Source organism: Salmonella sp. NW722 (genome assembly GCF_051702785.1).
Classification (GTDB): domain Bacteria; phylum Pseudomonadota; class Gammaproteobacteria; order Enterobacterales; family Enterobacteriaceae; genus Salmonella; species Salmonella enterica.
In genome coordinates, this window is sequence record NZ_JAMMIN010000008.1 from 17,008 (window position 1) to 36,897 (window position 19,890).

General features: G+C 49.6%; 15 protein-coding genes, 1 tRNA gene and 2 pseudogenes. 10 read left to right on the plus strand and 8 right to left on the minus strand.

Annotated elements, in window-relative coordinates; genetic code table 11:
• The first annotated feature begins 8 nt into the window (after positions 1–8).
• Both epmB and NA330_RS18635 read left to right on the plus strand, forming a co-directional pair.
• Positions 9–1,037, plus strand: coding sequence for an EF-P beta-lysylation protein EpmB (epmB, locus tag NA330_RS18630; protein WP_000940486.1), 1,029 nt, complete (start codon positions 9–11; stop codon positions 1,035–1,037).
• A gap of 281 nt (positions 1,038–1,318) precedes the next feature.
• Positions 1,319–2,176, plus strand: a complete 858-nt coding sequence (locus tag NA330_RS18635) for a YjeJ family protein (protein WP_023242529.1) — start codon at positions 1,319–1,321, stop codon at positions 2,174–2,176.
• 47 nt (positions 2,177–2,223) lie between these two features.
• On the opposite strand, the gene NA330_RS18640 is transcribed toward NA330_RS18635, so the two are convergent.
• From NA330_RS18640 to NA330_RS18660, 5 genes are all read right to left on the minus strand, one after another.
• On the minus strand, positions 2,224–2,577 hold the full coding sequence (locus NA330_RS18640; RefSeq protein ID WP_000558210.1) for a DUF4156 domain-containing protein: 354 nt from the start codon (positions 2,575–2,577) through the stop codon (positions 2,224–2,226).
• A gap of 362 nt (positions 2,578–2,939) precedes the next feature.
• Positions 2,940–3,263, minus strand: a complete 324-nt coding sequence (locus NA330_RS18645) for a hypothetical protein (RefSeq protein WP_023242528.1) — start codon at positions 3,261–3,263, stop codon at positions 2,940–2,942.
• A gap of 4 nt (positions 3,264–3,267) precedes the next feature.
• The gene (gene ltrA, locus NA330_RS18650) at positions 3,268–4,965 is read right to left on the minus strand and encodes a group II intron reverse transcriptase/maturase (RefSeq protein WP_023242527.1); all 1,698 of its coding nucleotides are present in this window, start codon (positions 4,963–4,965) and stop codon (positions 3,268–3,270) included.
• 1,091 nt (positions 4,966–6,056) lie between these two features.
• Positions 6,057–7,703, minus strand: a complete 1,647-nt coding sequence (groL, locus tag NA330_RS18655; protein ID WP_000729126.1) for a chaperonin GroEL — start codon at positions 7,701–7,703, stop codon at positions 6,057–6,059.
• Positions 7,704–7,746: 43 nt separating this feature from the next.
• Positions 7,747–8,040 carry a co-chaperone GroES gene (locus NA330_RS18660; RefSeq protein ID WP_000027827.1) on the minus strand — a complete coding sequence of 98 codons (294 nt, stop codon included), beginning with the start codon at positions 8,038–8,040 and terminating at the stop codon, positions 7,747–7,749.
• 275 nt (positions 8,041–8,315) lie between these two features.
• Here NA330_RS18660 and yjeH point away from each other — a divergent pair, with 275 nt between their 5' ends.
• The gene (gene yjeH, locus NA330_RS18665; RefSeq protein ID WP_023216535.1) at positions 8,316–9,557 is read left to right on the plus strand and encodes an L-methionine/branched-chain amino acid transporter; all 1,242 of its coding nucleotides are present in this window, start codon (positions 8,316–8,318) and stop codon (positions 9,555–9,557) included.
• 58 nt (positions 9,558–9,615) lie between these two features.
• Here the strand turns inward: yjeH and NA330_RS18670 are convergent, their stop codons facing one another.
• On the minus strand, positions 9,616–10,092 hold the full coding sequence (locus NA330_RS18670; protein WP_001267291.1) for an FxsA family protein: 477 nt from the start codon (positions 10,090–10,092) through the stop codon (positions 9,616–9,618).
• A gap of 340 nt (positions 10,093–10,432) precedes the next feature.
• Between NA330_RS18670 and aspA the strand changes: the two genes are divergently transcribed.
• From aspA to NA330_RS18700, 6 genes are all read left to right on the plus strand, one after another.
• Complete coding sequence (gene aspA, locus NA330_RS18675) at positions 10,433–11,869, plus strand: aspartate ammonia-lyase (protein ID WP_000069440.1); 1,437 nt, start codon at positions 10,433–10,435, stop codon at positions 11,867–11,869.
• A gap of 114 nt (positions 11,870–11,983) precedes the next feature.
• Positions 11,984–13,285, plus strand: coding sequence for an anaerobic C4-dicarboxylate transporter DcuA (gene dcuA, locus NA330_RS18680; RefSeq protein ID WP_000637595.1), 1,302 nt, complete (start codon positions 11,984–11,986; stop codon positions 13,283–13,285).
• A 120-nt stretch (positions 13,286–13,405) separates the two neighbouring features.
• Positions 13,406–13,753, plus strand: a complete 348-nt coding sequence (cutA, locus tag NA330_RS18685; protein WP_000887832.1) for a divalent cation tolerance protein CutA — start codon at positions 13,406–13,408, stop codon at positions 13,751–13,753.
• Positions 13,729–15,432: a protein-disulfide reductase DsbD gene (locus NA330_RS18690; RefSeq protein WP_023242525.1), complete on the plus strand. Its 1,704-nt coding sequence runs from the start codon at positions 13,729–13,731 to the stop codon at positions 15,430–15,432. Before cutA ends, NA330_RS18690 begins: the two co-directional genes overlap by 25 nt.
• 36 nt (positions 15,433–15,468) lie before the next feature.
• Positions 15,469–16,044: a transcriptional regulator gene (locus tag NA330_RS18695; protein WP_001188509.1), complete on the plus strand. Its 576-nt coding sequence runs from the start codon at positions 15,469–15,471 to the stop codon at positions 16,042–16,044.
• A 116-nt stretch (positions 16,045–16,160) separates the two neighbouring features.
• Positions 16,161–16,236, plus strand: a tRNA-Phe gene (locus NA330_RS18700).
• A 79-nt stretch (positions 16,237–16,315) separates the two neighbouring features.
• On the opposite strand, the pseudogene NA330_RS18705 reads toward NA330_RS18700, so the two are convergent.
• Both NA330_RS18705 and NA330_RS18710 read right to left on the minus strand, forming a co-directional pair.
• Positions 16,316–16,393 (minus strand): annotated as a pseudogene (locus tag NA330_RS18705) (helix-turn-helix domain-containing protein); the annotation flags it as partial.
• A gap of 107 nt (positions 16,394–16,500) precedes the next feature.
• A pseudogene (locus NA330_RS18710) lies at positions 16,501–16,602 on the minus strand (hypothetical protein); the annotation flags it as partial.
• A 548-nt stretch (positions 16,603–17,150) separates the two neighbouring features.
• Here NA330_RS18710 and NA330_RS18715 point away from each other — a divergent pair.
• The gene (locus tag NA330_RS18715) at positions 17,151–19,871 is read left to right on the plus strand and encodes a sigma 54-interacting transcriptional regulator (RefSeq protein ID WP_001805434.1); all 2,721 of its coding nucleotides are present in this window, start codon (positions 17,151–17,153) and stop codon (positions 19,869–19,871) included.
• Positions 19,872–19,890: the final 19 nt, after the last annotated feature.

Genomic DNA, 19,890 nt, shown 5'->3' on the forward strand with positions numbered 1-19,890 from the left:
GCCACAAAATGGCGCATATTGTAACCCTAAATACCCCATTGCGAGAAGATTGGTTAGCGCAACTTGCCGATGTTGTGACCAATCCCGACGAACTGCTGCATCTTTTACAGATTGAAGCTGATGAAAACCTCCGGGCAGGACAGGACGCCAGGCGCTTGTTTGCCCTCCGCGTGCCGCGCGCTTTTATTGCGCGCATGGAGAAGGGCAACCCTGACGATCCTCTTTTACGTCAAGTGCTGACGTCCCGGGATGAATTTATTGTCGCCCCCGGTTTCTCCACCGACCCGCTGGAAGAGCAACACAGCGTGGTGCCAGGATTATTGCATAAATACCAAAACCGGGCGCTATTGCTGGTAAAAGGCGGATGTGCGGTAAATTGCCGCTACTGTTTCCGTCGTCACTTCCCGTATGCGGAGAATCAAGGCAATAAGCGTAACTGGACAGTCGCGCTGGAGTATATCGCCGCACACCCGGAACTGGATGAGATCATCTTTTCCGGCGGCGATCCGCTGATGGCGAAAGATCATGAGCTGGACTGGCTGCTCACGCAACTGGAAGCCATAAAGCACGTCAAGCGGCTACGCATCCACAGTCGGTTGCCTATCGTCATCCCGGCACGCATTACTAACGAACTGGTCGCCCGCTTTGACCAGTCACGTCTGCAAATTTTGTTGGTGAACCATATCAACCACGCTAATGAAGTGGACGAGGCGTTCTGCCTGGCGATGAAGAAACTGCGCCACGTGGGCGTCACGCTTCTCAACCAGAGCGTCCTGCTGCGTGGCGTGAATGATAACGCGCGAACGCTGGCGAATCTGAGCAACGCGCTATTTGACGCCGGCGTGATGCCCTATTACCTGCATGTGCTGGATAAAGTGCAGGGCGCCGCGCATTTTATGGTCACCGATGACGAAGCCCGGCAAATCATGCGCGAACTGCTCACGCTGGTATCCGGCTATATGGTGCCAAGACTGGCGCGTGAAATCGGCGGCGAACCGAGCAAAACACCGCTGGATTTACAGCTTCGGCAGTGCTAATCCTCGCGGGCGCGTCAGGGACGACGAAAAATATTACCGCGCAATATTACGAGGAGACTCCCCCGCGATTCTCCTCACCCTTTGGCGAGGATAAACTAACCTTCGTTAAATACACCTTTCCGGTCCTCTCTTTTCAATAAAGTCCGTTTTAGGACTCGCTTAGCGTGTACTGCATTTTCGAATTATACTGGTTCTCCTTTTTATAGGACGGCATAAACAATTTATATATCAAATACATTGCAGTAAAACATTTAATTATTTTATATTTGTGGAGAATTGACATGGCCTTAACGATTAAGGGACTAAATACCGGCGTTATTCGTCACAATGATAAGTTTATCGCGCTGGCGCTTAAGGTGAAGTCACTGAGAAATAAAGAAACACTGCTTTTCTTTCCTGTGCTCGCGCTGCGAGACTTGTTGATCGGCCTTGAACACCGGCTTTATCTACAACACTCGCTTCCGGAACAAGAGCAGGAAAAACGCCAGAAAGCTAAAAGCAGTCATGTGCTTAAAATGCATGAGAATATTCCGGCAATACTCCGTGAAGAGCTGGAAAACGCCGATGTTAATCAGCGTGTTGAATCTGTAGCGTTGAGCGATAATACAGAAAAAGTATTAACCTTTACGTTAAAGCTGCACAATGGTAGCCATCTTGATTTACAGGTCGGTGAGTGGCAGGTTGAAGTTCTGGTGATGGCTATTATTCACGCCATTAATAATGCCGAAATGCGTGAGCTCGCATTGCGTATTTCTTCAATGCTGGACTTTTTACCATTATACGATGCTGACTGCCTGGAAAACGGTAATATCGAATTCGATACCTATAACCAGCCTGACTGGAAACATAATCTGTATAACCATTATTTAGCGCTCGTTTATCGTTATACGGATGAGGCAGGACAATCGCATGATTGCGGCACCATCATTAAGACCCGTAGTCAGTCAGGCTCTAAAGAAGCTGAAGCGATATCACGCCGCTTGCTGAATTTCAGCCCGCGTCTTAAAAAGCTGGAAGGAAAACCGTGTAAGGTTTTTGTCAGAACGCTTGGAACCGGTAAAGCAGCGCGTCTGACGCAAGATCAATGTATGCGCGCGTTGCATAATCTACGCATGGCGTCATCGCAGGAAAAACGCTAACCATATCGCCCTCTGAATCTTTCAGAGGGCGTTACGATTCAGACATATCAGTTCGGACATTTATAAACCTGGCCGTTCATCTCGCTGGCCGTCGGGACAAAACTGGACAACATGCCCTGCGACGGACTACTTACGCCATACAGCACGTTTCCACCCATCGCGGCCGCCTGATTACGCAGATCGTTCGCTGCGCCACGCATTGAGCCACCCTCTTCGCCGTGCTGGCCTGAAAACCAGTTACTCTGTTTACCGGTTGCCGTACCAATTAGCTGGCATTCCGCGCCTGGCTTATCTTCGACAAAGCGTACATTTTGGCCGGCAGCGGTGAGTTCGTTGCTGGAGCTACAACCCGCCATCAGCAGCGCGGCGCCAACGATCCCTGCTAAATATTTCACGTGCATGTTATTCCCCATAATCAATGAGCTGGACGTTTTGTCCGTATCTGAATCTTATACTAAAAAGATGACTAAAAGAAAAACCCCCGGTCATTTCTGCCCGGGGGTTTCTCAATTCTGGGAGATAAGCACCCAAATCATTCTGGTTGCAGGAAGGCGGCCAGTTTGTTAATCCCCAGTCACTTACTCAAGGAAGTGACTGGGGTTAGCCAACGCATCTGCAGCCTGAAGGATGCAGGGTGTGGGCAATGTCGGGTAGCAGCAGCGCATTACTGCGCCGCCGCCCCCTAAGAACCGTACGAGCGAGTTTCCCCGCATACGGCTCAAGCCTTAATAAGTTCAACCGACGGGTTGAACCGGTTGCGCGATTATTTGAAATATCCCGCAATTGTGGCAACGGAACTTAAGACAGCAGTAACAGCCACAATTACTTTCCACCAAGTTTTGAACCAGACTTTCCATGCCGATTCTTTCGGCTTAGCTGTCAGTTGATTCAGAAACTCCCGCCCTCTCAAAGTTATCTTAGGATCAAGATATTCTTTTCCATCAAAGGTACAAGCATCAATGGCCGTCACCATCCCGGAAGAAAGTAACTCTTCAAAGATGTTGATATCCATATCTGATGATTCATTTATAAAGTTACCAAATGAACCATTCGCCAAAGCTTGTAGGATAGTTTTGTGCTGTTCCATAGTATTACCTATCAACCACTGTATGTATTTCCATGTTATCACAATTCACGTGCCACTGGATGTGGCAGCCCGGATGCAGCATCACCAGATTCTCAAGCTCGTCACCGCCGCCCAGATGCTTCTGGTGCTTATGGTGAACGTGCCAGCCTGTTTCCATCGTAATTAACTGGTTACAGAGCGGGCAGCGTTTCTCCTGCCTGAGCCAGAGCGCCAGCAACTTCTTCCTGCCCTGCATGGTTTCCTTCCAGCGACGCTCAAGGCGTTGCTCAAAGTACGGTTCCCATTCAGGCAGATAAGGATTAGCCTCCGCCTTTATCTTGGTATGGCGTTTAATGACGGTGTCTTTTGCATAGACTAAAGTCACCGGATTCTCCTTATCCTCCCGCCATTGAAACGTCCAGTGCCGGTTGCCCACTGTGTGAAAGTATTTCGCCTTCACCCAGCGTTTGTAGCGGTTTTTATGCCGCCTGCAACACCAGCGCCAGAGCAGTTTCCAGACACGGTAATCGACATAGCTGAACGTCTCCTTCGCCACCACATGCCGGTGATAGTTGGCCCATCCCCGCAATACCGGGTTGAGCTGATGTATCAGCCAGTTTTGCGGCTGTGTCGGGTGACGCTTCACAATGTCCCTCACTTTCGCCAGAAACGTTCGCAGGTTCTTACGGGAAGGCTTTATCAGCATTTTCCCGCGATACTTGCGCACGTTCTGGCCGAGGAAGTCAAAACCCTGCTCAATGTGCGTTATCACCGTTTTCTCCGGCGACAGTTGCAGCCCCCGCTCCGCCATAAAGGCTTCAACGAGAGGTTTAACTTCATTCTCCAGCAACTCTTGCGAGATACCGGTGATGATAAAGTCGTCTGCATAACGCACATAGTTGACCTTGGTCTTGTAGCTGGCTTTGGTATTCTTCACCCCAAATCGGGATTCAAGCACCGCTTCCAGCCCGTCGAGCGCCATATTGGCCAGTACCGGTGAGATAATACCGCCCTGAGGCGTACCCGCACCGGTTGTATGGTAATGACCGGACTCCATGTAGCCTGCCTTCAGCCATTTACCCAGCACCTGCTTATCCATCGGGATATGCGCCAGTAACCAGTCATGACTGATGTTATCGAAACACCCTTTGATGTCGCCCTCCAGCACCCACTGCGCCGAGTTGCCCCGACTGAGCACCACAAAGCACTGTTCAATAGCATCCGCCGTTGAACGCATCGGACGAAAACCATAACTGTTGCGGTCGGCTGTTGTTTCCGACACGGGTTCCAGCGCCAGCAGATACAACGCCTGCATGGCTCTGTCTCTCATGGTCGGTATCCCGAGCGGACGCAACTTGCCGTTCGACTTCGGGATATACACCCGCCGTAGCGGTTTAGGGTGATATCCGGTTCTCTTCATATCGAAGATGGCCTCCCATTTGGTTTTCGGGGTACTCCATAACTTTCCATCTACTCCGGGGGTATCCTTGCCCCGGTTTTCCGTGACTCGCCTGACCGCTAATGCCTTAGCCGCCAGCGAACGGGTCAGCATTCGTTGCAGCACTTTTACCCGCCGCCACTCCTGCTGTTGCGCTGCCTTCGCAATGCGTACCTGTAGCTTTCTCACCGCTTCTGAGGTTTTACGCCAGTTAATGGCATGCCACCTTTCCGGGCGGGAAGATGCAGATACCGCCTGCGATTCAACTCGCGTTTCGGTATTCACCTTGCTATCCTCCTGAATGCTCTGTCGAGAGCACCCTGAGGACGAACGTGGATTTCCCCCGAGGGAGAAATCACGTTTCGCCCCTCGGGGTTTTTACATTCAATAAGCTTTACAAGCCTTATTACGATTTAAGACCAGTTGGAAGTCTGCCCCGTTTCCGGTGAAGCCCTGTTTCATGCCTCTATCCACGCCATTACAGCGCGGCATTTGCTTTCTCCAACCTCCCTTACCCGCATACCCAACAGTTCGCCTTACGGCTCCCCTGCCTCAACGAGGCGAATATACGGGCTTACCGAGTTCCGTACGGATGACACGTATCGGTTAGGTTCTGCCTATCCACCGGTGGCGCTCATATCAGCGTATCCCCAGATGTAAAAGGGATAACCTGTCCACCCACCTTTTGGTCAGAGCGTATCAACGACTTACGCTCAATGCGGCTGACGGTGTTTAACAGCAGTTCACGTACGTTAACCTTACGATACAGCCTGGCCTCTCATGATCATGTCGTTAGACCAATCCAGTTAATTTCCTCACGGATATCAACCGCCGCTTGCGCGGGAGTACGTTGTCAGGAAGCTCCGCACCCCACCGTTACCAGTGACGCACTATCCCTAGGCTACCGTTGGCTGAACAACGGGTTCTTCTTCGCTGTTTCTGCTCAGAAAAGCGACAGAACAATCACCCGTACAGCTTGCGCTGCATTCCTCTTGTGAAGATCGCGAGCAAAACGATCCCGTCCTGTTCATGAATCCATGAAAGGATGAATTGATGATGTATGGCAAGCTTCGCCATAATCGTTAAGGATGTAACGTCGATTTGGGAATCACCGACGTCTGCCCTGATGGGCACTCCGCGTAGAGTAAACTACTGCGGATAACTGAGTGAAAGTAATGGGCGCGTTACTGCTCATCACTGAAAGGTAACCCAAATATGGGTGCGTATTCCGCCGCCGAAGCGACTCCACCTTATGCTACGCTAAAGGGTTTTGGGAGCGGGGCAAGCCCCGCTCACCGGGCACGTAAGCTAACTGCAAGAGAAAAATTCTCTATTTTATTCAGTTAGTTACGCAGAGGAATGCGACTCTCGTCGCATTACATCATGCCGCCCATACCACCCATACCACCCATGCCGCCAGCAGCACCTAAATCAGGAGCATCGCTTTTCGGCAGGTCGGTCACCATGCACTCGGTAGTGATCATCAGACCAGCCACAGAAGCCGCGTACTGCAGCGCAGAACGGGTAACTTTGGTTGGGTCCAGGATACCCATATCGATCATGTTGCCGTATTCTTCAGTTGCTGCGTTGTAACCGTAGTTACCGTCGCCGCCTTTAACGGTGTTAGCGACAACAGACGGCTCTTCGCCGCAGTTCAGCACGATCTGACGCAGCGGAGCTTCCATTGCGCGCAGCGCAACTTTGATACCCACGTTCTGGTCTTCGTTCTGGCCTTTCAGGTCAGCAATTTTAGAAGCAACGCGGATCAGCGCAACGCCACCACCAGCAACCACGCCTTCTTCTACCGCAGCACGGGTCGCGTGCAGGGCATCTTCAACGCGGGCTTTCTTCTCTTTCATTTCAACTTCGGTCGCAGCGCCAACTTTGATTACCGCAACGCCGCCTGCCAGTTTCGCTACGCGCTCCTGCAGTTTTTCACGATCGTAGTCGGAGGTCGCTTCTTCAATCTGCTGACGGATCTGAGCAACACGGCCCTGGATGGCAGCTTCTTCACCCACGCCATCGATGATGGTGGTGGTGTCTTTGTTGATCACAACACGTTTCGCCTGACCCAGGTCTTCCAGGGTTGCTTTTTCCAGCTCCATACCGATCTCTTCAGAGATTACGGTACCGCCGGTCAGGGTAGCGATATCCTGCAGCATCGCCTTACGACGATCGCCGAAGCCCGGTGCCTTAACAGCAGCCACTTTCACGATGCCACGCATGGTGTTAACAACCAGGGTAGCCAGCGCTTCGCCTTCAACATCTTCAGCGATGATCAGCAGCGGTTTGCCTGCTTTTGCAACGGCTTCCAGAACCGGCAGCATTTCGCGGATGTTGGAGATTTTCTTATCAGCCAGCAGGATGAACGGGCTTTCCAGCTCTACTGCGCCAGTTTCCGGCTTGTTGATGAAGTAAGGAGACAGGTAGCCGCGGTCAAACTGCATACCTTCAACCACGTCCAGTTCATCCTGCAGACCGGTACCGTCTTCAACGGTGATGACGCCTTCTTTACCGACTTTATCCATCGCTTCCGCGATCAGTTTACCTACGGTTTCGTCGGAGTTAGCGGAGATAGTACCTACCTGAGCAATCGCTTTAGAGTCGGAGCACGGTACGGACAGGGCTTTCAGCTCTTCAACCGCCGCAGCAACCGCTTTGTCGATACCACGTTTCAGGTCCATCGGGTTCATGCCCGCAGCAACGGCTTTCAGGCCTTCGGTAATGATGGACTGCGCCAGTACGGTCGCGGTGGTGGTGCCGTCGCCTGCAGCATCGTTCGCTTTAGAGGCAACTTCTTTCACCATCTGCGCGCCCATGTTTTCAAACTTGTCTTCCAGTTCGATTTCACGCGCTACGGAAACACCATCTTTAGTGATAGTCGGCGCACCGAAAGATTTATCCAGAACCACGTTACGGCCTTTCGGACCGAGGGTTACTTTCACTGCATCTGCCAGTACGTTTACGCCGCGCAGCATTTTCACACGAGCGTCGTTACCGAATTTTACGTCTTTAGCTGCCATTTTCTCTTTCCCTTAAATTCGTATGTTCAGTGTCGTTCGCGGATTACGCTTCAACAATTGCCAGAATGTCGCTTTCAGACATGATCAACACTTCTTCATTGTCGATCTTTTCAGATTTCACACCGTAGCCATCGTTAAAAATAACGATGTCGCCAACTTTCACGTCCAGCGGCTGTACAGTACCGTTGTCCAGGATGCGACCCTTACCGACAGCGATGATTTCGCCACGAGTTGATTTACCCGCTGCGGAACCGGTCAGTACGATGCCGCCAGCAGATTTGGACTCAACTTCTTTACGTTTGACGATCACACGATCATGTAACGGACGAATACTCATTGATAGCTCTCCTTTGAGAAAGTCATTATCAGTTATGGGTGACGCCGGCCCGTAAACGGTTTCCCGGCTGGTGACCAGAGAGATGGGGATGGGGTTTTGCCCCTTCAAGGGGGGAGATGAAAAAAAATTCTTCTGAGCGAAAAAAGCGGTAAAAACGCTACTTATCTCACGTTTACCCAAGGTTTAGAACATCCTGCTATAAGAAAAGGCGTGTGTGATACGCTTAAAAATGCCTGTCGTCACCTGACGTTACAATGCCGCCGGATAATGAGCTGATGAATGAACTAAAAAAAGAGCTTGGGTTGGTTCAGGGCGTTATCTTGTTAACCACATCATTATTAGGGACTGGCGTTTTTGCGCTTCCGGAGCTGGCTGCGCTGGCGGCAGGCGACATCAGCCTTTGGGCATGGCCGCTGCTCATTATTTTGATTTTCCCTATTGCGATTGTCTTTGCTGTGCTGGGGCGTCATTTTCCACACGCTGGCGGCGTAGCGCATTTTGTCGGGATGGCATTTGGCCCGCGTCTGCAACGAGTGATCAGTTGGCTGTTTTTATCAGTTATTCCTGTTAGTTTTCCCGCAGCCTTGCATATTGCGGTGGGTTTCGGCCAGGCGCTGTTTGGCTGGCAAAGCGAACAGCTCTTATTTGGGGAGCTGGGTACTCTAGGTTTACTATGGTTTATGGGATCGCGCGGCGCCAGCTCCAGCGCCAACCTGCAAGCCATTATCGCTGGATTAATTATCGCGCTTATTGCCGCCATTCTGTGGAAAGGCGCGATTAAACCTGCAGATATCACCTTCCCAGCCGCAAACGAAATCACCTTTTCCCGGCTGTGTACCGCCCTGGCGATCATGTTCTGGGGATTTGTGGGAATTGAGGCTTTTACGCATTTGTCGTCTGAATTTAAAAATCCTGAACGTGATTTTCCGCGCGCATTGATCATTGGCCTGATGCTGGCCGGCGCCATTTATTGGACCTGTACCGCCGTGGTGCTGCATTTTGGCGTCTATAGCGACAAGATAGCGGCAACAGCCTCGCTACCGCTTATTATTGTTCATCTCTTCGGTATCCAGGCGTTGTGGGTAGCCTGCATTATTGGTTATCTCACCTGCTTTGCCAGCCTGAATGTGTATGCTCAGAGTTTTGCGCGTCTGATATGGACGCAAATGCAATATCAGCCCGATCACTATCTGGCTCAACTCTCTCCCGGGCGCCTTCCCTTGCACGCGTTAAACGTTATTCTGGTCTGTTGTTGCGTGAGTTCCCTGGTCGTCTACGCCCTGAAGATTAACCTCAATGCGCTGATCGTCTATGCTAACGGGATTTTTATTATGCTCTATCTGCTTTGTATGCTGGCGGGCTGTCGACTGTTGAAAGGGCGCTGCTATGCACTGGCGGTGACGGGTTGTCTACTGTGCCTGTTATTGCTGGCAATGCTGGGGTGGAAAAGCTTATATGCCATTATCATGCTGGCTGCATTATGGCTATTTTTACCGAAGCGAAAACGCATGGCGTAAGACGCATCCGCTGGCCGGATAGCGCCTCACGCGACTTATCCGACCAACATTTCTACCTTTAATCCCGACGATCGTCTTTATGTTCAATACGATCGCGATCGTCGTCTTTACGCTGATACTCGCCGTCAAATGTTTCGCCACCGCCAGTACCCGCGCTAAACCCGCCGCCCGGCATCCGGGAAAAACGTAAATGCGGCAGCAACTTCAGCGTCAAATGTTTTTGCACCGGCGGTAACAAAAGGAGAAGGCCGAGAAAATCGGTGAAAAACCCCGGCAACAGGAGCAGTAAGCCAGCGATGATCAGCGATACACTCTTAATCATTTCTGCCGCCGGGCTCTCACCGGCCGCCATTTTTTGTTGCATCAGCAAAAAGTTTTTAAAACCCTGGTTACGTACCAGCGACATACCGATAACAGACGTAAAAATCACCAGGATTAGCGTCATCAGGACACCAAGCACATGGGCGACCTGGATAAAGATAGAAATCTCAATGTAAACATAGAGAAAGACAGCTAAAAAGGGTATCCAGCGCAAAGGACTCTCCTGTAAGTCATGGCCGTCTGCGACGACCATTTGAATGGGGTTGCGATTCGCATCGATTCGATATGGTGGTGCGTAGCAAAATTTCAAGTGGTTTGTACACCTATTTTAGGTAGTAATACTAAAGCGGTGACCTATTTCACAAAATAATAAATAAGGGGTAAATTCCCACACTTTAAGTGATCCAGATTACGGTAGGAATTCTGAACCAGCATATGATCTCGTTTATCAGGCCGATGGAGGGGATAATCGTCGGTCAGAAAACATTCGAAATCACATATATCCTGTGTGTTTTAAAGTAAAAATCATTGGCAGCTTGAAAAAGAAGGTTCACATGTCAAACAACATTCGTATCGAAGAAGATCTGTTGGGTACCAGGGAAGTTCCAGCTGAAGCCTACTATGGTGTTCACACTCTGAGAGCGATTGAAAACTTCTACATTAGCAATAACAAAATCAGCGACATCCCTGAATTTGTGCGTGGCATGGTTATGGTAAAAAAAGCGGCGGCGCTGGCCAACAAAGAGCTGCAAACCATTCCTAAGAGTGTGGCGAACGCCATCATTGCCGCATGTGATGAAGTCCTTAACAACGGTAAGTGCATGGACCAGTTCCCGGTAGATGTCTATCAGGGCGGCGCGGGCACTTCCGTCAACATGAATACCAACGAAGTGCTGGCCAACATCGGGCTGGAACTGATGGGTCATCAGAAAGGTGAATATCAGTACCTGAACCCGAACGACCACGTGAATAAATGTCAATCCACTAACGATGCCTATCCGACAGGCTTCCGTGTAGCGGTTTACGCCTCTATCGTCAAACTGATCGATGCCATCAACCAGTTGCGTGAAGGTTTCGAACGTAAAGCGGTTGAATTCCAGGACATCCTGAAAATGGGTCGTACCCAGTTGCAGGACGCCGTACCGATGACGCTTGGTCAAGAATTCCGTGCGTTCAGCATCCTGCTGAAAGAAGAAGTGAAAAGCATCGAGCGTACTGCTGAGCTGCTGCTGGAAGTCAACCTTGGCGCAACGGCAATCGGCACCGGTCTGAACACGCCGAAAGAATACTCTCCGCTGGCGGTGAAAAAACTGGCTGAAGTCACTGGTTTCGCCTGTGTTCCGGCTGAAGATCTGATTGAGGCGACATCTGACTGTGGCGCGTATGTTATGGTTCACAGCGCGCTGAAACGTCTGGCAGTGAAGATGTCCAAAATCTGTAACGACCTGCGCTTGCTCTCTTCTGGTCCTCGTGCCGGCCTGAACGAGATCAACCTGCCGGAACTGCAGGCGGGCTCTTCCATCATGCCAGCCAAAGTGAACCCGGTTGTACCGGAAGTCGTAAACCAGGTATGCTTTAAAGTCATCGGTAACGACACCACCGTTACGATGGCGGCAGAAGCCGGTCAGTTGCAGTTGAACGTTATGGAGCCGGTTATCGGTCAGGCGATGTTCGAATCCATCCACATTCTGAGCAACGCGTGCTACAACCTGCTGGAAAAATGCGTTAACGGCATTACCGCGAATAAAGAAGTGTGCGAAGGGTACGTTTATAACTCCATCGGTATCGTCACTTACCTCAACCCGTTCATCGGCCACCACAACGGCGACATCGTCGGTAAAATCTGTGCTGAAACCGGTAAGAGCGTACGTGAAGTTGTGCTGGAGCGCGGCCTGTTAACGGAAGCCGAGCTGGACGATATTTTCTCCGTACAGAACTTGATGCACCCGGCTTATAAAGCTAAACGTTATACTGATGAAAGCGAACAGTAATCGTACAGGGTAGTACCAAAGAGGCACGTCACGATGACGTGCCTTTTTTCTTACAAGAAGTTACCAAATAACAACAATTTAATATCAACTTGTTAAACAACAAGGAAGGCTAATATGATAGTTGTCGAACTTATCATTGTTTTGCTGGCAATCTTTTTGGGCGCCAGACTTGGGGGCATCGGTATTGGATTCGCAGGTGGGCTGGGTGTTCTGGTACTTGCCGCCATCGGCGTGAAGCCAGGGACAATTCCATTCGATGTCATTTCCATCATCATGGCGGTTATCGCCGCGATCTCTGCTATGCAGGTCGCGGGCGGTCTGGATTATTTGGTAAACCAGACGGAAAAACTGCTGCGTAAGAACCCGAAATACATCACTATCCTCGCACCGATTGTGACCTATTTCCTGACTATTTTTGCTGGTACCGGGAACATTTCCCTGGCAACGCTGCCGGTTATTGCTGAAGTCGCGAAGGAGCAGGGAATCAAACCTTGCCGTCCGCTCTCGACCGCCGTGGTATCCGCGCAGATTGCGATTACCGCCTCGCCGATTTCTGCGGCCGTGGTGTATATGTCTTCTGTTATGGAAGGTCATGGCATTAGCTACATTCACCTGCTGTCCGTGGTTATCCCCTCTACGCTGCTGGCGGTGCTGGTGATGTCCTTCCTGGTCACGATGCTGTTCAACTCCAAACTGTCGGACGACCCGATTTACCGCAAGCGTCTGGAAGAAGGGCTGATTGAACTGCGTGGTGAAAAGCAGATTGAAATCAAACCGATGGCAAAAAATTCCGTCTGGCTGTTCCTGCTGGGCGTTATCTGCGTGGTTGTTTATGCGATTGTCAACAGTCCGAGCCTCGGCCTGGTTGAGAAACCGCTGATGAACACCACCAACGCTATTTTGATCATCATGTTGAGCGTCGCAACGCTGACCACCATCCTGTGTAAAGTGGAAACTGACGCCATCCTCAACTCCAGCACCTTTAAAGCAGGGATGAGCGCCTGTATCTGTATTCTGGGCGTGGCGTGGCTGGGCGATACCTTCGTATCCGCTAACATCGACTGGATCAAAGACACTGCGGGTAGCGTCATCCAGGGTCATCCGTGGCTGCTGGCCGTCATCTTCTTCTTTGCTTCCGCGCTGCTCTACTCTCAGGCGGCAACGGCGAAAGCGCTGATGCCGATGGCGCTGGCGCTGAACGTCTCTCCGTTGACGGCAGTCGCTTCCTTCGCCGCCGTTTCCGGCCTGTTCATTTTGCCGACCTACCCGACTCTGGTTGCGGCGGTACAGATGGATGACACCGGTACAACCCGTATCGGTAAATTCGTCTTTAACCACCCGTTCTTCATCCCAGGCACCCTGGGCGTCGTTCTGGCTGTCTGCTTCGGCTTCCTGCTGGGCAGCTTTATGCTGTAAGTGTTTCACCCGCGGGGCGTATCACGCCCCGCATTCTCCCGCCCTTTGACTAACATCCTGCCCTCGTCCGTTGTATAGTGACCGTTCACTTGCGGGTCTTTTTGTTCTTTCGAGGTGTTTATGCTTGATGTTAAGAGTCAGGATATTTCCATCCCCGAGGCCGTTGTGGTGCTTTGTACCGCCCCGGATGAAGCTACCGCCCAGGATCTGGCTGCCAAAGTGCTGGCGGAAAAACTGGCCGCCTGCGCCACCCTCCTCCCCGGCGCGACATCGCTGTACTACTGGGAAGGCAAACTGGAGCAGGAGTATGAAGTTCAAATGATCTTAAAAACCACCGTTTCACATCAGCAAGCGCTTATCGACTGCCTGAAGTCTCATCACCCGTATCAAACGCCTGAACTTCTGGTTTTACCTGTTACTCACGGAGATACTGATTACCTCTCATGGCTCAACGCATCTTTACGCTGATCCTGCTGCTGTGCAGCACATCCGCCTTCGCCGGATTATTCGACGCGCCGGGTCGCTCGCAGTTCGTCCCGGCAGACCGGGCGTTTGTTTTTGATTTTCAGCAAAATCAACACGATCTTACCCTCTCCTGGCAGGTAAAAGAGGGTTACTACCTTTACCGTAAACAAATCAGTATCACGCCGACGAAAGCGGATATCGCCGCAGTCCAACTCCCGGCAGGCGTCTGGCATGAAGATGAGTTCTACGGAAAAAGCGAAATCTACCGTAAGCGGCTAAACGTTCCGGTAACGGTTAACCAGGCGGCGGCTGGCGCGACATTAACGGTAACGTACCAGGGGTGCGCCGATGCGGGATTCTGTTATCCGCCGGAAACGAAAACGGTGCCGCTAAGTGAAGTCGCCGCGGCAATAGACGCCACGCCGACGCCTGCTGTCACCCAGACGAGTGAGACGTCAAAAACCGCCGCCCAGCTACCGTTTTCCGCGCTCTGGGCGCTGCTGATCGGCATCGGTATCGCCTTTACGCCCTGCGTTTTACCCATGTATCCGCTGATTTCCGGTATTGTCCTGGGGGGAAGGCAACGTTTGTCGACGGGGCGCGCACTGCTGCTGGCCTTTATCTATGTACAAGGGATGGCGCTGACCTATACCGCACTGGGTCTGGTCGTCGCCGCAGCGGGATTACAGTTTCAGGCGGCGCTGCAGCACCCTTATGTGTTAATCGGCCTTGCCATCGTGTTCACCCTGCTTGCGTTGTCGATGTTTGGCCTGTTCACACTACAGCTCCCCTCCTCACTGCAAACCCGGCTGACATTAATGAGTAATCGTCAGCAAGGCGGTTCGCCCGGCGGTGTTTTTGTTATGGGGGCGATTGCAGGATTAATTTGCTCGCCCTGTACCACAGCGCCATTAAGCGCGATCCTGCTTTATATCGCTCAGAGCGGCAACATGTGGCTGGGCGGCGGTACGCTGTATTTGTATGCATTAGGTATGGGTCTGCCGCTAATGCTGGTCACCGTGTTTGGCAACCGTCTGCTACCGAAAAGCGGCCCGTGGATGGCGCATGTTAAAACCGCTTTTGGTTTCGTGATCCTTGCGTTACCGGTCTTTTTACTGGAGCGGATTATTGGCGAGGCTTGGGGTTTACGTCTGTGGTCGCTGCTGGGCGTCGCTTTCTTTTGTTGGGCCTTTATCACCAGCCTTCAGGCCAGACGAGCGTGGATGCGTATCGTACAGATTATCCTGCTGGCGGCAGCGCTCATTAGCGTGCGGCCTCTACAGGATTGGGCGTTCGGATCGCCATCCGCGCAAGCTCCAGCGCACCTCAATTTCACGGCTATTTCTACCGTGGACGAACTCAATCAGGCGCTGGCGCAGGCCAAAGGCAAACCCGTTATGCTGGATTTCTACGCCGATTGGTGCGTGGCCTGTAAAGAGTTTGAAAAGTATACCTTCAGCGATCCGCGGGTCCAGCAGGCGCTCGGCGACACGGTGCTCTTGCAGGCTAACGTCACCGCTAACAATGCGCAGGACGCCGCGCTGTTAAAGCATCTGCAAGTCCTCGGGCTGCCCACCATTCTGTTCTTTAATGCCCAAGGCCAGGAACAGCCGCAATCGCGAGTCACCGGCTTTATGGACGCCGCCACCTTTAGCGCGCATTTGCACGATCGCCAACCGTGAGCGACACTTGCAAAAGCAAAGACGGAGGAGAATACCGTGCAACGTGAAGATATTCTGGGAGAAGCCCTGAAATTACTGGAGACGCAAGGGATAGCCGATACTACGCTGGAAATGGTGGCGGAGCGCGTAAATCGCCCACTCGACACATTACAGCGTTTCTGGCCAGATAAAGAAGCCATTTTATATGACGCGCTACGTTATCTGAGTCAGCAGGTAGATATCTGGCGACGCCAGCTTCTTCTTGATGAGACGCTTTCTGCTGAACAAAAGCTACTGGCACGCTACAGCGCGCTTTCGGAATGTGTCAGTAATAACCGTTATCCTGGTTGTCTGTTCATTGCCGCCTGTACGTTTTATCCCGATCCAACCCATCCGATTCACCAACTGGCTAATCAACAAAAACGCGCGGCACATGATTTTACCCATGAGCTACTGACCACGCTGGAAATTGACGATCCGGCGATGGTTGCAAGGCAAATGGAGCTGGTGCTGGAAGGTTGTCTCAGCCGAATGCTGGTCAACCGCAGTCAGGCTGATGTAGATACCGCTCAGCGGTTGGCGGAAGATATTCTGCGTTTTGCACAGTGCCGCCAGGGTGGGGCGCTCACCTGACGGGGTACTGATTTTATGCATTTTGCCTGAAAAGCAGGCAGTCAGCGCGCTTTTATCACTTTTTTCGTGTAAAGCCGTTGACGACCGCGCCCCTTTACGGTTTAATGCGCCCCGTTGCCCGGATAGCTCAGTCGGTAGAGCAGGGGATTGAAAATCCCCGTGTCCTTGGTTCGATTCCGAGTCCGGGCACCACTTATTCAGAAAACCCAGCCTGTGGCTGGGTTTTTGCTTTTCTGGGAATGGAAATCCATAGCCCCCATCTCCGGCCTGACTAGCTATAACGAGAAGGCCAGATTTTCTCTGGCGCAACGCCCAGCGCTTCGGCGATCAGCTTTTCCCCTTTGGGCCAGGGTCACCACCACTTTTGGGAATTTCCACCCGCCGAACTGGCGGTGGGAAGTAGCTCCCGGATGCCATTCGGTTCCAGAGTTTATAGAGGTTGACCGTCAGGTCATTGAATGAATCTTCATCTTTACGCTCGAATGCCCCTTTTCCAGACTCGGCATCAGCTAAGCTATTACGCCAGTATGAAGTGAATCCCTGAGTATTGCTGTCCATTCTCCATCCCATAACTTCAATAAAACTATCGATTTCATTGATATTGATATTGATATAACTCATGGCTCAACATTGTTCACGATGCGAGCGCGATCACAATGATTTATTTGTGTCTGAAAGGTACTCAGTGCTACTGACAGGATTTAAGAGATCAGTATTACTATTTTATTAACTCGTTTTTTTGCTATGTTCTATTGTTCATCAAGAAGTAATTGGTCCGGGAAGAAGCGAAACGTTTTAGTTGCGCCGGGTTATTGCAACCTTACCTACCAGCAACAAAAAAATAGCAGACTGATTGTCATAGTAAAAATTCCTCTTTAGGTGTATATCTATTGTAGAAATCCCATTGAAACGAAGTGCCGCTTTCAATGTGGTTGTGGTATGTAGCATCAACTTATTCGTTTCATTGTTATGAAATGATCGGTTGTTGATTATAACAATGTATATCATTCCCGTTTACACGATTGGCGTGCTCAATATAGAAATTGCGCTAAAACAACACAAAAGCGCGCGCCAAACATAATACCCTACAAAAAATGTGATCTCCGATGAACAGAAAAGAGAAAATATTTCAGGCAGTTTGTGAGCTTTGTATCACTTTTCCTAATGGATTGACAACTGAGCAGATTGCACTATATACAAATATTGCCAGGCCCAATGTTAGTAATTATTTAAATCAATTTATTAAAGAGAATAAAATAGTCAAATCCGGCACTCGCCCAGTACTTTACTCTATCAAAAAAGAAAACCTTAAAACCATTCATCAGAGTGCTAATCTGCCTGTGCATGATGTACAAAAAGAGCCTTTCCAGTATTTTCTGGGGTATAACGGAAGTATTAAAAAACAAATCAATCAGGCTAAAGCTGCTGTTATGTATCCTCCGCATGGATTGCATACGCTGTTAACGGGGGACACTGGTGTAGGGAAAAGTCTTTTTGCCAGTCTGATGTATAATTACGCTGTTTATCAGAATGCGCTTGATAAAAATTCACCGTTTATCGTTTTTAACTGTGCTGATTATGCCAGTAATCCGCAATTATTGGTTTCTCATATCTTTGGCCATGTAAAAGGCGCTTTTACCGGTGCTACCAGAGATAAATTTGGCCTACTCAGTGAAGCAGATGGTGGAATGTTATTTCTTGATGAAGTTCATCGCTTGCCGCCTGAAGGGCAAGAAATGATATTTTATTTTATGGATACAGGCACTTATGGGTTGCTAGGGGAGACACAGCGTAGTCGTAAGGCACAAATATTACTTATTTGCGCCACCACCGAAGAGCCTAATTCTACGCTGCTTTCCACTTTTCTGCGGCGTATCCCAATCAAAATCAATATTCCTAATCTTGCCGAACGTTCACCTGGCGATCAGGTCGATCTGTTAAAATATCTGCTGGAAATCGAAGCCAGAAAAATCAACTGCGCCATAACTATTGATACCGACAGTGCTAAAGCAATCATCGGCTCGTCTTTCTCTGGTAACGTGGGTAAATTAAAATCGACTATCCAGTCCGTATGCGCCCACTTTTTTATCGAAGATAATAATCCTAACCAGCTTAATATTACTTACGATAAACTCATCTCTGATATCAAAGTGGGAATTTTTAATCTGGCGCGTGACAACGATTATCTGGTTGGGTTGCAGCATGCACTGGCTGGTACTATCACGATCATGCCTGATAACTCACATTCGGGCCTGGACTTATACACAGATATTGATGTAAATAAACATAATACTCCTTTTCAGGTCTATGATGTTATTGATAAGAAAATCCAATTCATGCTGGAGCAAAATTTTTCAGATACTGATATAAATAATTACATCACTTCTGAAATCAACCAGTATATCGACTTGCGTTTACCCAAAAAGCTTGAACATGTTGATCACGGTTTACCGAATGCGACTCTAGTCTTCTGTCAGTCGTTAAAAAATGAATTAGAGCTTCAGTTGAATAAAGAGTTCAGCCATGGATTTCTGCTGTCTTTGGGGTACCATCTGAATAATATTATACAAAAAAGAACCCGCTCACGCACGAATACCTGGATAAGACATTATCGCGTTGATAACCTTGAAGAATATGAATCTGCGCTGACAATCAAAAAACGACTGTATAAAGAATTTGATATTGATATTAATGATGATGAAGTTGTCTATCTGACCATTCTTTTGGCCTCGCTGGTGGTTCGTGAACGTGATAAGCATATCCACGTTATCGTTGCGACCCATGGTGATATGATCGCCAGCAACATGGTCGACATAGCAAAAATATTAATTGCTGAAGATAATATATCAGCCGTCAATATGCCGTTGGATATCCGCCCGAACCAGGCCATTGCGCAAATCAAGCAAACCATCACAGCTTACTCAAATGCAAAAGGATTTTTATTATTAGTGGATATGGGATCGCTCATCCAGGCGGGATATCTCTTATCACAAGAGTGTAATGTCCCCGTCAGAACTCTGGACATGGTTTCTACTCCCTTAGTGATTGAAGCACTTAGACGCTCGGCACTGCTGGATGCCGATCTGGATGACATTTATTTGAGCCTGCAACATTTCAAAGGTTACGGCGTCAGTGAACACAATGCGGTAGTTACTGGCAATAAACCATTGGCAGTACTGGCTATTTGTTCGTCTGGCGAAGGGATTGCCCGGAAACTTAAAAATTTATTAAGCTCAGTACTGGAAGAGATGAATCGTAAAGATATCCATATCATTAACCTGTCGGTTGAAGAGGTGCTCAATACGAAGCATAAAATCACTACTGAATATCAGGTGTTGCTTTCAATTGGCGTGATTAACCCCGGACTGGATGTACCCTATATTTCACTGCCAGATTTCTTTTCACCAAAAGGTGAATTGACATTCCAGACCATTATCGGTGGGGCTTTTCCGGTGATGGTTGAAAATAAAAATCCGGTAACGCTTACTAAACTGGCTGAACAATATCTACAAGAGTTTTTAACTTACCTGAATCCGAAAAAAATCGTGCCCATCGTCATGCTTTTTCTGCAGCAGTTGAAAGAACAACGTCACTTTGATGAATTCGGTTCCAATTTACTCAATATGATTGTGCATACCTGCGTTGCGATAGAGCGTTCGGTTCGTAATGAAACCATAACGTATAACAAACTTAATCGGGAAGCATATTTGATGAGCGAATTATTTAAAATATATCAAAAGGCCAATGAGATATTGGAGGATAAACTTGATGTCAAACTCAATGATGACGAGCTACTTTTCATTATTGATATGCTGGAAAAAGAGTAAAAAGATTATCAGGCGTCGG